The 15,414-nt window shown below is 65.9% G+C and carries 11 protein-coding genes; 4 read left to right on the top strand and 7 right to left on the bottom strand.

Translation table 11 applies throughout. The annotated features are described in order from the left end of the window. Window positions 1-209: 209 nt before the first annotated feature. The 3 genes from E4K64_RS10355 (at window position 210) to E4K64_RS10345 (ending at window position 6,089) form a co-directional block, all read left to right on the top strand. Window positions 210-1,427: an efflux RND transporter periplasmic adaptor subunit gene (locus tag E4K64_RS10355; RefSeq protein WP_167771927.1), complete on the top strand. Its 1,218-nt coding sequence runs from the start codon at window positions 210-212 to the stop codon at window positions 1,425-1,427. Next, window positions 1,424-4,591: an efflux RND transporter permease subunit gene (locus tag E4K64_RS10350; RefSeq protein ID WP_135163419.1), complete on the top strand. Its 3,168-nt coding sequence runs from the start codon at window positions 1,424-1,426 to the stop codon at window positions 4,589-4,591. Before E4K64_RS10355 ends, E4K64_RS10350 begins: the two co-directional genes overlap by 4 nt. A 304-nt stretch (window positions 4,592-4,895) precedes the next feature. Continuing rightward, window positions 4,896-6,089, top strand: a complete 1,194-nt coding sequence (locus tag E4K64_RS10345) for an ABC transporter substrate-binding protein (protein ID WP_135163418.1) — start codon at window positions 4,896-4,898, stop codon at window positions 6,087-6,089. Window positions 6,090-6,306: 217 nt separating this feature from the next. Here the strand turns inward: E4K64_RS10345 and E4K64_RS10335 are convergent, their stop codons facing one another. The 4 genes from E4K64_RS10335 to E4K64_RS10320 are packed head-to-tail and all read right to left on the bottom strand — an operon-like array spanning window position 6,307 to window position 10,907. Then, window positions 6,307-6,693: an MAPEG family protein gene (locus tag E4K64_RS10335; RefSeq protein WP_135163416.1), complete on the bottom strand. Its 387-nt coding sequence runs from the start codon at window positions 6,691-6,693 to the stop codon at window positions 6,307-6,309. A gap of 29 nt (window positions 6,694-6,722) precedes the next feature. Beyond that, window positions 6,723-7,805, bottom strand: a complete 1,083-nt coding sequence (locus E4K64_RS10330; RefSeq protein ID WP_135163415.1) for a lipocalin-like domain-containing protein — start codon at window positions 7,803-7,805, stop codon at window positions 6,723-6,725. Beyond that, the gene (locus tag E4K64_RS10325; protein WP_135163414.1) at window positions 7,795-10,257 is read right to left on the bottom strand and encodes an ABC transporter permease; all 2,463 of its coding nucleotides are present in this window, start codon (window positions 10,255-10,257) and stop codon (window positions 7,795-7,797) included. The genes E4K64_RS10330 and E4K64_RS10325 overlap by 11 nt, the downstream gene beginning before the upstream one ends. Beyond that, window positions 10,254-10,907 (bottom strand): ABC transporter ATP-binding protein, encoded by a 654-nt coding sequence (locus E4K64_RS10320; protein WP_135163413.1) that lies wholly within the window; start codon window positions 10,905-10,907, stop codon window positions 10,254-10,256. Before E4K64_RS10320 ends, E4K64_RS10325 begins: the two co-directional genes overlap by 4 nt. Window positions 10,908-11,064: 157 nt before the next feature. On the opposite strand from E4K64_RS10320, the gene E4K64_RS10315 reads away from it, so the two are divergent. Next, complete coding sequence (locus E4K64_RS10315) at window positions 11,065-12,414, top strand: MFS transporter (RefSeq protein ID WP_135163412.1); 1,350 nt, start codon at window positions 11,065-11,067, stop codon at window positions 12,412-12,414. A 59-nt stretch (window positions 12,415-12,473) separates the two neighbouring features. Here the strand turns inward: E4K64_RS10315 and E4K64_RS10310 are convergent, their stop codons facing one another. The 3 genes from E4K64_RS10310 to E4K64_RS10300 all read right to left on the bottom strand — a co-directional run bounded on the left by E4K64_RS10310 (window position 12,474) and on the right by E4K64_RS10300 (window position 15,286). Further along, complete coding sequence (locus tag E4K64_RS10310; RefSeq protein ID WP_135163411.1) at window positions 12,474-13,679, bottom strand: MFS transporter; 1,206 nt, start codon at window positions 13,677-13,679, stop codon at window positions 12,474-12,476. Between the two features lie 312 nt (window positions 13,680-13,991). Then, window positions 13,992-14,162 carry a hypothetical protein gene (locus E4K64_RS10305; RefSeq protein WP_167771926.1) on the bottom strand — a complete coding sequence of 57 codons (171 nt, stop codon included), beginning with the start codon at window positions 14,160-14,162 and terminating at the stop codon, window positions 13,992-13,994. A gap of 86 nt (window positions 14,163-14,248) precedes the next feature. Next, window positions 14,249-15,286, bottom strand: coding sequence for an MBL fold metallo-hydrolase (locus tag E4K64_RS10300; protein WP_135163409.1), 1,038 nt, complete (start codon window positions 15,284-15,286; stop codon window positions 14,249-14,251). Window positions 15,287-15,414 lie beyond the last annotated feature (128 nt).

Raw genomic sequence — 15,414 nt, 5'->3', positions numbered from 1 at the left:
CCCAATTCATGACCCCCGCGAATAGCGCCCTTCGCAATCCGCCGCGCGTGGGGCCGCCGATCTGGCTGTCAACCCGCCATCCGGCCCGGGCGCTCGTCCCAGCATTGCGCATCGCGGTCTTGAAGAGTTCATCTTTGCCACCCATCTTGTGGCGCCCGCAGGTAGGGGCGTACCCTGCATTTTCTGCGGCTTTTGTGCGAGGACCTGGGATGAGCGGACCGGATGGAAGCGAGCGGTTTGTCAAAAAGCACGATTTCGTTCTGGCTCGACTCGGTGCAATCGCCGCGCTTCTTGGCGCGACATTCGCACTCACCGGTTGCGGACAACCGACCTCGCAAGCCGCTGCTCCGCCGCCGGCGCCGGTGACGGTGGCCCAGCCGGTCAAGCGCACCGTGACCGATTGGGACGAGTACACCGGGCGCTTCGAGGCGGTCGAGGAGGTGCAGGTGCGCCCGCGCGTCGGCGGCTTCGTCAACTCGGTCGAATTCCAGGACGGCGCCATCGTGCGTCAGGGCGATCTGCTTTACGTCATCGACCCGCGTCCGTTCGAGGCGGTGGCGACGCAAGCGGAGGGCCAGCTGTCGGATGCACGCGCCAAGGTGGAGCTTGCCAAGCGCGAGCTCGATCGTGGACTCAGCCTCGTGCAGAGCAGCGCCGTCTCCGAGCAGGTGGTGGATCAACGCCGTCAGGCCCTGCAGGCCGCGCACGCCGCCGAGACGCAGGCCGAAGGCGCGCTGAAGGCCGCCCGGCTCAATATCGAGTTCACGCATGTGACGGCGCCGCTGACGGGCCGCGTCAGCCGCCATCTCGTCAGTCCCGGCAATCTCGTGCAGGGCAGCGACAGCGGCACGTCGACATTACTGACGTCCATCGTCACCCTTGATCCGATCTACATCTATTTCGACATGGACGAGGCGACCTTCATCAAATACAGCAAGCTGTGGTTCGAGGGGCGGCGCCCAAGCTCGCGCGACACGGCGAACCCTGTGCAAGTGACGCTCGCCGGCGAGACCAAGCCGTCGCATGAAGGCAGCATCAATTTTCTCGACAACCGCCTCGACGTCTCGACCGGGACGCTGCGGAGCCGCGCGGTCGTCAAGAACACCGACCTGTCGATCCTGCCCGGCCAGTTCGGCCGTGTCAGGCTGATCGGCAGCGCGCCGTACGAGGCTCTGCTGATTCCGGATGCTGCCGTCGCGACCGACCAGTCCCGCAAGATCGTTTTCGTGGTGAAGCCCGATGACACCGTCGAGGCCCGTCCCGTGGTGCTCGGCCCGCTGGATGACGGCCTGCGCGTGATCCGCGAAGGATTGAAGCCGGAGGATCGCGTCATCGTCAACGGCATTCAGCGCGCCCGCGTCGGCGCCAAGGTCGCTCCGCAGACCGCGCCAGCACCGGCCGGTGGCAAGCCCGGTGACAAGTCATGAATCTCGGCCGTCTCTCCATCAACCAGCCCATCCTGGCGATGGTGCTGTCGATCGTGCTCCTGATCGTCGGCGCGCTCGCCTACACCACGCTGCCGGTCTCGGAATATCCGCAGGTGGTGCCGCCGACCGTGGTCGTCACCACGCAATATCCCGGCGCCTCCGCACAGACCGTGTCCGACACGGTCGCAGCTCCCATCGAGCAGGAGATCAACGGCGTCGAGGACATGCTGTATCTCTACAGCCAGGCCACCTCGAACGGCCAGCTCACCATCACCGTCACCTTCAAGCTCGGCACCGACCTCGACAAGGCCCAGGTGCTGGTGCAGAACCGCGTCGCGATCGCGCAGCCGCGCCTGCCGGAGGAGGTCCAGCGCAACGGCGTCACCACGCGCAAGAACTCGCCCGACATCCTGATGGTCGTGTTCATGCTGTCGCCGGACGACACCTTCGACCAGCTCTACATCTCCAACTACGCGCTGCTCCAGGTTCGCGACCAGCTGCTGCGCCTCGACGGCGTCGGCGACATCCAGATCTTCGGCGCGCGCGATTATTCGATGCGGCTGTGGCTCGATCCTGACCGGATCGCCAATCTCGGCCTGACCTCGGCCGAGGTTCTGGCCGCGATCCGCGCCCAGAATGTGCAGATCGCGGGCGGCCAGATCGCCGAGCCGCCGATCGCCGATCGTGCCTTCCAGCCGAATCTGACCTTCACCGGCCGGCTGAAGGACCAGAAGCAGTTCGAGGACATCCTGATCAAGGCCGGCTCCGACGGCCGCGTCGTGCGGTTGCGCGACGTCGCCCGCATCGAGCTCGGTGCGCTGGCGTATTCCACCAACAGCTTCCTGCTGCGCAAATCCGCGGTCGCCATGCTGGTGACGCAGCGCCCGGGATCGAACGCTCTCGCCACGGCAAAGAACATCAACGATACCATGACGAGGCTCAAGGAGAGCTTCCCGAAAGGTCTCGACTACAATATCGGCTACAATCCGACCGAGTTCATCGCGCAGTCCGTGCACGAGCTGATCAAGACCATCTACGAGGCCATGCTGCTCGTGGTGGTCGTGGTGCTGGTGTTCCTGCAGGGATGGCGGCCCGCGATCATTCCGATCATCGCGATCCCGGTGTCGCTGGTCGGCACTTTCGCGGTGATGGCCGCGCTGGGCTTTTCCATCAACAATCTCACTCTGTTCGGCCTCGTCCTCGCCGTCGGCATCGTGGTCGACGACGCAATCGTAGTGGTCGAGAATGTCGAGCGGCATCTCGAACACGGCATGAGCCGGCGCGACGCCGCGCTCAAGACCATGGAAGAGGTCGGCGGTGCGCTGGTCTCGATCGCGCTGGTGCTGTGCGCGGTGTTCGTGCCGACGGCGTTTCTCGGCGGTATCTCCGGGCAGTTCTTCCAGCAATTCGCCGTCACCATCGCGGTTGCGACCGCGATCTCCTGCTTCTGCTCGCTGACGCTGTCGCCGGCGCTGGCTTCGCAGATCCTCACTCCGCACGAGTCGAAGCGGCCACCCGCGAGCTGGAATGTCATCGCGCGGGCGTGGGGTGCATTTACCGGCGTGTTCAACCGTGTGTTCGACCGGCTGGCGCATGGCTATGCCGGCCTTGCCAATTTCGTGATCCGGCATTCGGTGGTGATGCTCCTGATCTACGTGGTGCTGATCGGCAGCGCCGGCTGGCTGATCGTGACGACGCCGCAAGGCTTCATCCCGGCGCAGGATCGCGGCTACGTCATCGTATCGGTGCAATTGCCCGGTGCCGCCTCGCTGGCGCGCACCACCGAGGTCGTGCGCGAGATCGAGCGGATCGCGCTGGATACGCCGGGTATCGTCCGCGTCGCCGCTTTTGCCGGCTTCTCCGGCGCCACGCGAACGCAGGCCGGCAATGCCGCGGCGCTGTTTCCGGTGTTCGACGAACCCGAGGCGCGCATCAAGAAGGGATTGTCCGCGAACGCCATCACGGTCGAGCTGCGCAAGCGCCTGTCCGCAATCCAGGGCGCCTTCATCATCGTGATTCCGCCGCCGGCCGTGCCGGGCATCGGCACCGGCGGCGGCTTCACCATCCGCATTCAGGACCGCCAGGGCCGCGGGCCTGAAATGCTCGCCGCGGCCACCGACGAGCTTGTCGCCGCGGCGCGCAAATCGCCCTCGCTGCTCGGCCCCTCGGTGTTCTCGCCGTTCACAGCCAACACGCCGCAGCTCTTCGTCGACATCGACCGCACCAAGGCGCAGAAGCTCGGCGTTCCCATCTCGAACATCAACGACACGATCCAGAGCTATTTCGGATCGACCTACGTCAACGACTTCAACCTGTTCGGCCGCACCTATCACGTCACCGCGCAGGCTGACTTTCCGTTCCGCAAGGAGCCCAGCGATCTCGCGCGCCTGCGCACGCGCAACGCTTCCGGCGATATGGTGATGCTCGGCAGCGTGGTCGAGTTCAAGGACGTTTCGGGCCCCGACCGCGTCGCGCGCTACAATCTCTATGCCGCGTCCGAGCTTCAGGGCGAGCCCGCGCCGGGCACCAGCTCGACCACCGCGCTCAACGCCATCAAGCAGCTGGCGAACGACACCTTGCCGAGCGGCTTCACCTTCGAATGGACGGATCTGTCCTATCAGCAGATCACCGGCGGCAATGCCGGCCTCTACGTGTTTCCGATCTGCGTGCTGTTCGTCTATCTCGTGCTCGCCGCGCAATATGGCAGCTGGACCCTGCCGTTCGCGGTGATCCTGATCGTGCCGATGTGCCTGCTCGCCGCCACCATCGGCGTGCGCATCATGGGCCAGGACGTCAACATCCTCACCCAGATCGGCTTCGTCGTGCTGGTGGGGCTGGCCGCGAAGAACGCAATTCTGATCGTCGAGTTCGCGCGCGACATCGAGAATGAAGGCAAGCCGCGGCTGGAGGCCGTGATCGAGGCCTGCCGCCTGCGCCTGCGGCCGATCCTGATGACCTCCTTCGCCTTCATCCTCGGCGTGCTGCCGCTGGTGATCTCGACCGGCTCCGGCTCCGAGATGCGGCAGGCGGTCGGCGTCGCCGTGTTCTTCGGCATGATCGGCGTCACCCTGTTCGGCCTGTTGTTCACGCCGATCTTCTATGTGGTGGTGCGGAACCTGGCGGAGGGGCGGAACGAGGGGAAGAAGCCGGAGCTGGCGGCCTGACGCTGCCTCTATGGCCATAGCCGTCTCCACACCCATCGCTGTCATCCCCGCGAACGCGGGGATCCATAACCACAGGGAGTGGTTTGGCGCGGGCAGCGGCAACTCCGAGTCTTCGCCAAAACCCTTCCTGGGGCTATGGGTCCCGGATCTGCGCGCGCTTAAGGCGCGCTTGTCCGGGACGACGCGGAGAACGTGGCGAGCAGAATCCCATACTAACGACCAACACGAAACGGATGGGCGCGCGCGGCGTTCTTCACTACTATCCGCGCGATTTCAAAACAGAAAACTACCGGGAGCTTAACGAATGAAATCAGCACTTTTGGCCGCCGTCGCAACCTCTGTCCTGGTGCTGGCGGCGCCGGCCTCCGCCCAAGGCGTCAAGATCGGCATCCTCAACGACCAGTCCGGCGTCTATGCCGATTACGGCGGCAAATGGTCGGTCGAGGCGGCCAGAATGGCGATCGAGGATTTCGGCGGCGAGGTGCTGGGCCAGAAGATCGAGCTGGTCACCGCGGATCACCAGAACAAGCCCGACCTTGCGACCTCGATCGCGCGGCGCTGGTACGACGTCGAGAATGTCGACATGATCACGGAGCTGACGACCTCCTCGGTCGCGCTCGCGATCCACGACCTGTCCAAGGAAAAGAAGAAGATCGACATCGTCGTCGGCGCCGCGACCTCGCGGCTGACAGGCGATGCCTGCCAGCCCTACGGCTTCCACTGGGCCTACGACACCCGCGCGCTCGGCGTCGGCACCGGCGGCGCGTTGACCAAGGCCGGCGGCGACACCTGGTTCTTCCTCACCGCCGATTACGCCTTCGGCTATGCACTGGAGAAGGACACCAGCGAGATCGTCACCGCCAATGGCGGCAAGGTGGTCGGCTCGGTGCGCGTGCCGCTCAACTCCTCGGACTTCTCATCCTTCCTGCTGCAGGCGCAGAGCTCCAAGGCCAAGATCGTCGGCCTCGCCAATGCCGGCCTCGACACCACCAACTCGATCAAGCAGGCGTCCGAGTTCGGCATCGTCTCCGCCGGCCAGAAGCTCGCCGGCCTCCTGATGACGCTTGCCGAAGTGCACGGCCTCGGCCTGCAGGCCGCGCAGGGCCTGGTGCTGACGGAAGGCTATTACTGGGACGTCAACGACAAGAGTCGCAATCTCGGCGAACGCTTCCTCAAGCGCACCGGCCGGATGCCGAACATGATCCAGGCCGGCACTTATTCGGCGACGCTGAGCTACCTCAAGGCGGTCAAGGCCGCCGGCACCAAGGATCCCGATGCCGTCGCCAAGAAGCTGAAGGAACTTCCGGTCGACGACGATTTCGCCCAAGGCGGCAAGGTGCTCGAGAACGGCCGCATGGTCCACGACATGTATCTGTTCGAGGTCAAGAAGCCCGCGGAATCGAAGAAGCCCTGGGACTATTACAAGCTGCTCGCCACCGTCCCCGGCGACAAGGCCTTCTTCACCGCCAAGGAAAGCGGCTGTCCGCTGACGAAGTGAAGGGCGGCGCTGGCGCCCCATTCTCCCTGTCGTCCCGGACAAGCGCGCCCCAAGCGCGCGCAGATCCGGGACCCATAGCCACAGGCGGACGTGGTTACGGGGACTCTGAGTTGCCGGCTCGCGCCCCAGCAGCTCCCTGTGGCTATGGGTCCCGGATCAGCGCTCCGCTTCGCTGCGCTTGTCCGGGACGACACTGAATGTGTGGCGACGGATTACCTCACAGCAATCGCAACACCACCGCGCCCAGCGCCCCCGCCCAAAGCGCCATCGCCGCGATGCCCTGGATCGCAAAGCCCGGGCCGCGCTTGGCCGCTGCCTGCGAATAGCCGACGAAATAAACGATGCGGCCGATGATCCAGACCGCGCCGAGTCCGGCGGCGATGGCGTCGCTGATATAGACCGCGAACAGCCAGAGCGCCGGCAGGACGATCGGCATCCATTCCAGCGTGTTCATCTGGATGCGGAAGGCGCGTTCGAAATCCGGATGGCCTGACATCGCGGGCACCTTGACGCCGGTCTTGGTGCGCGAGCGCGAGACGTTGATGCTGGTGAAGAAGTAAAATGCGATCGCCAGCAGGGTGACGAGGGCGGTGAGGTGATACATCGCGGAATCCCTTTGAAGAGGTCGCGGCCTCAATAGCCGGTCATCTCGAGATAGCCAACACCGTCATGGCTCCCGGCAAAGCCGATCGGCCCTTCCCAATAGGCGAAGCCGGTCCCCATCCAGGCTTTCGGATTGAGCGGCTTGCACAGGATCGAGAACGATCGCGACGGGATCGCGATCTGCCATTCCACCGGGACCTTGCGTCCTGCGACCTCCGCCGTCGCCTTCGGAATCATCTGGATGTCGTCCCCCGCGATCATCTGCGTGTTGCCTGCGGCGTCGATCCAATTGCCGAACGGATAATTCTTGTCGTCCTTCTGGCGCAGCCGGTACAGCATCAGCTTGTCGCCCGACGACAGATGCAGCGACAGCCAGTCCCAGCCGGTCTGATCCCTGTCGAGCGGCTGGCTGCTCCATTCGCGGTCCATCCAGGCCTGGCCCGAGACATCGACCGCCTTGTCGTCGATGGTGAGCGTGCCGCGGGCGCGGTAGAACGGCTGGCTGTAATAATACGACGCCTGCCCGCGCTCCGACTTGCGGCTGTAGCCGCGATCACCCTGCAACACGACCGGACGATCGGCCTCCAGCGTCAGCGCGTAGCTGAAATCGGTGCTGGACGCTTTCAGCGTCAGCGGCGCCAGATGGCGATCGTCGGTGCGCTCGAGGCCCTTCATTTGCCAATCGTCGATCCAGGCATCGAACGGCTTTTCTGTGACGCCAGCCTGCCCGATGCCACCACGTGAGAATGTTTCGTTGAAGCGATGCGTGTCGGCGCGCGTCACCGCGGCATGGGCCATCCACACCTGCTGATTGGCCCAGCCTTCGCCTTGCGGACCCGGCTGCGCCGCCTGGCGGAACAGCGTCCATTGCAGGCCGCAAGCCGCACCGCTGCCGTCGACGAGGTTGGCCGTGAGATACCACCACTCGATGCGAAACTCCGGATGCGGCCCGTGATCGGCCGGAAAGGCAAACGGCCTTCCCGGCGTCACCTTCGCAAAGCCATCCGCTGTCTCGCCGAGCCCGGCATAACCTTGCGCGCCGGCGCGGCGCGCGAGTGCCAGCGCGGCAATGCCGCCGGCGAAGGCGCGGCGCGACATGCGATCAGCGCTCATTGGCAAACACCTTGACGAGACTTGTCGGCTGCATCCGCGCTAGCCGCACGACCGGCAGGAGGGCCGCCAGCAGCGAGGCCAGCAGCGCCACCGCGACCAGCCCGATCAATTGCTCCGGAAACACATGGAACGGCAGCCGCCAGCCGAATGCCTTCACATTCACGATCGCGATCAGGCACCATGCCACCAGGAGGCCGAGCGGCACCGCCAGCAGCGCCGTGAACAGCGCCACCGACAGCGTCTTGGTCAGCTCGATCGCGGCAAGGCGCGGCCGCGTGATGCCGATCGCCCACAGCGGCGCGAGCTGCGGCAGACGGGAATTCGCCAGCGTGAGCAGGCTCGTGAACAGCGCGATCCCGGCGACACCGAGCGTGAGGGCATTCAGCGCGGAGGTCACCGCAAAGGTGCGGTTGAAGATGCGGATCGATTCCGCCTTCACCGTCGCCTGGTCGGCGACGCTGCGGTCGTCGAGCGCGAACTGCTTCTGCAACGCCGCGATCAGGCCCGAGATGTTCTCCTTCGCGACGATCAGGCCGATCCGCGTCTGCGGCGTCTGCGGAAACTGCCGGATCAAGGCCGCGACATTCACGGTCAGCTGCCCCCTCGGATTGCCGTAATCGGCGTAGATCCCGACGATGTCGAGCTCCCAGGTCCCGCCCGGTGCCGGCACCTCGACGACGTCGCCGATGCGCAGATTCAGGCGGCGGCTGAGCTGCTCGCTGATGAAGGCGGAGTTGCCGGGCACGAGCCGGGCCCAGGCCCGCGGCGCGGCGTCCAGCAGCGGCCAGCGCTCGCGATAGAGCGCGTGATCGGGCAGGCCGAGCAGCTCCACCGGCTGACCCTGAAGCTGCGCTTCGGCGCGCCCGCCGGACAGGATCGCCTGCACCTCGCCGCGCTGTTTCAGCCAGTTGCGGATCGCGACACCTTGGGCATTGTCGGAGGCACTGACGTAGACGTCGGCGGCGAGCCGTCCGTTGAGCCAGCCGAGGAAGGTGCGGCTGAACGTCTCCACCATGATGGAGACGCCGACATTGACGGCGAGCGCCAGCAACAGCGCCATCAGCGCCAGCGACAATCCGGACAGCTGCTGCCGGCTGTCCGCCCAGAACCACAGCGCCAGCGGTCTTCGCGCGGCATGTTGGCCCGCGAGCAGGAGGAGCTCGAGCAAGGCCGGCAGGATCAAGGCCGCGCCGAGCATCAGGGCCGCGAGCAAGCCAAAGCCCGCAATCAGTGATTCGCCATAACGAAGCAGCAGCAGCGCGACCGCGAACACGGCGCCGGCCGCGCAGCTCTGCAGGACCAGCCAGCGGCGCTGCCGCTGCTGCCAGGCGCGCGGCTGCGCCGTTGCCAGCACCGGCATCCTGATCGCCTTGATCAGGCTGGTCGCCGCCGCGACGAGCGCGCCCGCAATGCTGATGCCGATGCCGGCGAGCCACCATTCGGGCCGCAGGCTGAGCTGCCCCGGGATCTGCGCGCCATAGAGCCCGCGCAGCGACGCCGCGACGTCGGGCAGCAGCACGGCGGCAATGAAATAGCCGCACACGAGGCCGATCAATCCCGCGACCAGCGCCAGCGCGACGAGCTCGACCACCAGCACGGTGTTGACGAGCCGCGCCGAGGCGCCGCAGGCGCGCAGCGTCCGCAGCATCGGCAGCCGCTGCTCGAAGGCGAGGCCGACGGCTGAGTTGACGATGAAGAGGCCGACGAAGAACGACAGCAGGCCGAACGCCGTGAGGTTGAGATGGAAGCTGTCCGTGAGGCGCTCCAGCTCGGTCTCCGCGGTCGGCTCGATCAGCTGCAATTGGTCGCCGACAATGCTTGCGAGCGGAGCAGGTCTGCTCTTCGGCTTGCCGATCAGCAGCCGCGACAGCTGATCCGGCTTGTTCAGCAGGCGCTGCGCCACGCCGATGTCGACCACCAGCACGCCGGGCACCAGATGCGGCAGCACGCGCAGCGGCGGCAGCGTTGCGCCGTTGCTGATCAGCGGTGCCGCGCCTTCCGCTTCCTGCAAGTCGCTCAGCGTCTCCCGGGCCACCAAGGTCTGGCCCGGCGCCGCCACGAAACTTCCCAAATCCGCAGCACCGAGGCGCGGCGCGTTGCCGATTTCGACCGGCAACGTCACCGGCTCGATCCCGAGCAAGCGTATGGAGCGGCCGTTGATCTGGACCCGTCCCTCCAGCGCCGGCGACACCGGCCAGCCGGCGCGGCGGAGTTTTACGAACAACTCTTGGGGAAACGTCGCTGCATGTGGCGCGACCAGCATCGCCGTGCGGGTGCCCCCGAACGTCGCCGCGGCGCGGTCATAGGCGGTGCGGGCCTGCTGGTTGATGGCCTGCACGCCGCTCCACAGCGCGGTCGCCGCGATCAGCCCGACCAGAAGCGTCGCGAACTGCATCTTGTGCCGCCGCCAATGGCTGAGCAGCACCGCGAGGATCCAGAGAGCGCGTCTCATGCGATCCGCCCCGCATGCAGGGTGAGGTGGCGGTCGAGCGCTCTGGCCAGATGCAGGCTGTGCGTCACCATCAGGAAGCCGCAGCCGGTGCGCGCGACGAGGTCGCGCGCCAGCGCCAGCACGTCCTCGGCGGTGTCTTCGTCCAGATTGCCGGTCGGCTCGTCCGCCAGCAGCAGCGAGGGCTTTGTCGCCAAGGCCCGGCCGATCGCGACCCGTTGCTGCTGACCTCCGGACAATTGCTCGGGATAGCGCTTCAGAAGTGATCCAAGCCCGAGCCGTTCGACCAGCTCTTTCGTCCAGGCTCCATCGTGCCGGCCCGCGATCCGCGCCTGAAAGACCAGATTGTCCGCGACCGACAGGCTCGGGATCAGATTGAATTGTTGAAAAACCAGGCCGATCCGGTCGCGCCGCAAGCTGGCGCGCCCCGCATCGGAGAGCTTGGTCACCTCGACGTCCTCCAGCCGGATCGTGCCGCCGTCGGCGGCGTCGAGCCCCGCGATCAGGTGCAGCAGCGTGCTCTTGCCGCTGCCGGACTCGCCGGTCAGCGCGACGCGCTCGCCTGCCCTGAGGTCGAGATCGACGCCGCGCAGCACATGAACCGGTTCGCCGGCCGAGGAGAAGGTCTTGGAAAGATTTCGGATGCTCAGCACGATGAATGGCGCCGGACGGAATTAACGGACTCGTGGCGTAGCACACTTGCTGCGGAAATGCCGGGTTGCGTTGGTTTCGAAGCCGTTGTTAGCTTCGTTGTTGGATTCCAAGATGGCCAAATCAAAAAAGTGCCAGAAAGGACATGCGGGGAGAACGATGAGCGCTCAGGGAACGCCCCATGCGGCGGGCAGGACGGCAGGGGAGTCCAGGGATTCGGCGAAGCCAACGCCGAAGGGCGCCTGGACCGTTACATTTCTCCTCTTTCTCTTCATGGTCGTGAACTTCGCGGACAAGATCGTCGTCGGTCTCGCCGGTGTGCCGATCATGACCGATCTGAAGCTCTCGCCGGAGCAGTTCGGCCTACTCGGCTCCTCGTTCTTCTTCCTGTTCTCGATCGCCGCCATCGTGGTCGGCTTCATCGTCAACAAGGTGCCGACGCGCTGGGTGCTGCTGACGCTCGCGGTGATCTGGGCTCTGGCGCAGTTTCCGATGGTCGGCACCGTCTCCTTCACCACGCTCCTGATCTGCCGCATCGTGCTGGGCGCCGGCGAAGGCCCGGCCTTCTCGGTCGCCGCGCACGCCATCTACAAATGGTTCCCCGACGAGAAGCGCACGCTGCCGACCGCGATCCTGTCGCAGGGCTCGGCCTTCGGCGTCATCCTGGCGGTGCCGGCGCTGAACTGGATCATCGTCAATCATTCCTGGCACTATGCCTTCGGTGCGCTCGGAATCGTGGGCCTGATCTGGGTCTGTGCCTGGCTTGCGCTCGGCAAGGAAGGGCCGCTGGAGGACACGCAGGTCCTTGCCGAGACCGAGCAGAAGATTCCCTACCTGCAACTGCTCACCTCTCGCACCTTCATCGGCTGCGTCGCGGCGACCTTCGGTGCCTATTGGGCGCTGTCGCTCGGCCTGACCTGGTTCACGCCGTTCATCGTCAAGGGGCTCGGCTTCTCGCAGAGCCAGGCCGGCTTCATCTCGATCCTGCCCTGGGTGTTCGGCGCCACCATCGTCATTCTCACCGGCTGGATCTCGCAGGTGATGATGGCGCGCGGCTACAACACGCGCGTGGCACGCGGCGTGCTCGGCTCGGTGCCGCTGGCGATCGGTGGGCTGATCCTGGCCATGATGCCGCACGTTCAGGGTGCGGGCCTGCAGATCGCACTGCTGGTGGTCGGCTCCGGCCTGTGCGGGGCGATCTATGTCGTCTGTCCGCCGATGCTCGGCGAGTTCACGCCGACCTCGCAGCGCGGCGCCATCCTCGCGATCTACGGTGCGCTGTACACGCTGGCCGGCATCATCGCGCCGGCGGTGATGGGGGCGACGATCCAGCGTGCCGGCAGCACGCTCGACGGCTACATGACCGGCTTCACCATCAACGCCGTGATCATGGTCGGCTCCGGCCTGCTCGGCCTCTTGCTGCTCTGGCCGAACACGGAAAAGGCGAGGTTGAGGCGTGGTGCCGCGGCACAGGCGGCCGCGCTGAAGGGCGCGGTGTCGCCGACGTAAGAGGGCGCGAATCGCCCACTCCGGAGTGACCAGTTTCGCGCTACGACTCTTCGCCGTGGTTACGCCTTCGCCCGCTTCCGTTCCGTGAACGGCGACAGCACCACGGTGGCGACCATGAAGATCACGGACGCGCCGAACACCCAGCGCGGCGCGCTCTGGTCCATGATCCAGCCGAACAGCAGCGGTGAGACGATGCCGCCGAGATTGAAGCCGGTGGAGACGATGCCGAAAGCGCGGCCCGCGGCGCCCGCCGGTGCGGCATTGCGCACCAGCATGTCGCGCGAGGGCGCGATCACGCCGGAGAGGAAGCCCGCGACCGTCATCGCCGCGGTCAAGGCCCAGCCGGGCAGCGTCGCGAGCGCGATCAGCAGCACGATCGCCGCGTTGACAGCAAAGCAGGCCGCCGCGACATAGCCGTGGCGTTCGGTGTGATCGGCGAGAAAACCGCCGGCGAGCACGCCGACGGCGCTGGCACCGAGGAATGCCGTCAGCATGACGTTGGCCGCCGAATAGGAGATGCTGTAGCCGCTCATCAGCGCCACGACGCCGAAATTGTTGATGCCGGCGACGGAGAGGCTGAGCAGCATGAACAGCGCCGTCAGCGTGACCAGCGCCGGGGTGATGACGGCCTGCCTCGGCGTGTTCTCCGCGCCCGGCTTTGTCTTGCTGGCGCCGGCGTCGGGAATGTTCATGACGAGCAGCAGCACTGCCACCAGAATGCCGATCGCGCCCGATGCGATCAGCGCGCCGACGCCGCCGGACAGGGCGACGAGCGCCGCCACGATCGCCGGCGCCACCGCGCCGCCAAGAAAGCCGGCAAAGGTGTGGATCGAGAAGGCGCGGCCCATTCGCGCCTCGTCCATGTGCTCGGCCAGGATCGCGTAGTCCGCGGGGTGATAGACGCTGTTGGCGAGGCCCAGCAGCACGGCGCAGGCGATCAGCGAGACGTAGCTGAGATGCAGGCCGAGCAGGATCAGCGCGCAGCCGCCCAGCGTCAGGCCGATCAGCAGGATCTTGCGCGCGCCAAAATGGTCGACGAGATAGCCGGTCGGCGCCTGCGTCAGTCCGGACACTACCGCGAACACGGTGAGCGCGAAGCCGAGCTCGATATAGCCGACGCCGAGCTGCGCTTTGAGAAACGGAAACAGCATCGGCAGGACCAGCAGATGAAAATGGCTGACCCAATGCGCGATCGAGATTCCGATCAGCGTGCGCAGCGCGCTGTCCGCCTTACCTTGCTGCGGTGCGGCGAGAATGTCGACCATTGCAGTTCCGTTTCACTCCCTGCGAGGTGCGGAAACTATCGAAGGGCGGTTATTTGTCCATGAACGCAGGCGCATGGCAGGTAGTGCGGGCGGGGGCCGCAGAGGCTCACTCCTTTCAGCGAGGCACACTGCGCTCCCTCCCCCCTTGCGGGGGAGGGCGGGGGAGAGGGGTAGCCCAGCAAACGGTCTGTCCGTCGTCCGTGCAAAGAGATCATCGCACTCCCGAAAGAGTGCGCCGTGCGGCACCCCTCTCCCTAACCCTCCCCCGCAAGGGGGGAGGGGACGCACCGTTCGTGAGGAAGCTTCACACCTTCACAGCGGCTCGTCGTCCGGACCGTGCCGGTCGCGCTTCGGTGTTGCGATGTCGCCGTCTTCGTAATCGTCGTCGTCGATGTCGACCGGCAGCGGCTTCTTCGCCTTGTCGTTCGCCGGCTTCTCTTTGGCAGTCTTGGGCGGCTCGCTCGGCTTGGCGGTCTTGGTCATGGCTGGTCCCGGATGGTGATGCTGCATCCGATCCTAGTCCGAATATGTGGGCGGCGGCTGACTTATCTCAAGCCGCCGCGCGGCCGTCAGTGCACGAGCGGCCCGCCGGCCTTCTTCCAGGCATCCAGGCCGCCGGCGATGTGCGCCGTATTGGCAAGGCCGGCCTCCTTGGCGGCGGCCACTGCCATCGCCGAGCGTTCGCCGAAGGCGCAGAAGAACACGATGCGGCGGCCGGTGGCGGCTGCGACCTCGCGCAGCATGCCGCCGGGCTTGAGGCTCTCCTCCACCGACTGATACGGCGCATGGAGTGCGCCTTCGAGCATGCCGTGCTTGGCGCGCTCGTTGCCCTCGCGCAGATCGACCAGCAGGATATCCGGCCGGCCGAGACTGCGGATCGCCTCGGCCGCGCTGAGCGCGCGGCCCTCCTTCTCCAGCTCCTCCTGATGCAGGCCGACATGCATGTTGGCGGGCACCGCCACGTCCATCATCTTCGGATTGGGCAGCTTCAGATTGGCCATCAGCTCGATATATTCGTCGACCGAGCGCACCTGGAGCCTGGGATTGTAGCGCTTCTCCTCGCCGATGGTGGAGACGGTGTCGCCCTTGTAGTCGTGCGCCGGGAACACCATGGTCTCGTCCGGCAGCTTCAGCAGCCGGTTGAAGATCGAATCGTACTGTGCGCGCGAGGAGCCGTTCTGGAAATCGGTGCGGCCGGTGCCGCGGATCAGAAGCGTGTCGCCGGTGAAGACGCGATCGCCCATCAGATAGGAATAGGAATCGTCGGTGTGGCCGGGCGTGTACATCACGTCGAGCGTCAGGCCCTCGATCGTCACCTTGTCGCCGTCGGCGACCCGCATCGCCACAACGTCGGCCTTGGTCTGGTCGCCCATCACGGTCATGCAATGGGTGCGGTCGCGCAGCTCGCCGAGGCCGGTGACGTGGTCGGCATGCAGATGAGTGTCGACTGCCTTGACCAGCTTGAGGTCGAGCTCGCGCAGCAATTGGCAATAGCGATCGACCTTCTCCAGCACGGGATCGAGGATCAGCGCCTCGCCGCCGGGGCGGCTGGCGAGGAGATAGCTGTAGGTGCCCGAAACGCTGTCGAAGAGCTGGCGGAAGATCATGGCAGGAAGCCCGGCAGTGGAACTTATTTCGAGGATTCTACTACGTTCCGGGCCGGAAAGAGAAGCAATTCACTGTTTGGGCGGGAGGGTTTGGAAGATTTTTGTTGCGGTGCGGGTGTAGGAGGCCG

Source organism: Bradyrhizobium frederickii, from assembly GCF_004570865.1.
In the GTDB taxonomy this organism is placed as follows: Bacteria; Pseudomonadota; Alphaproteobacteria; order Rhizobiales; family Xanthobacteraceae; genus Bradyrhizobium; species Bradyrhizobium frederickii.
The sequence above is the reverse complement of the archived record's forward strand: the minus strand, read 5'-3'. Positions and strand labels throughout refer to the sequence as shown.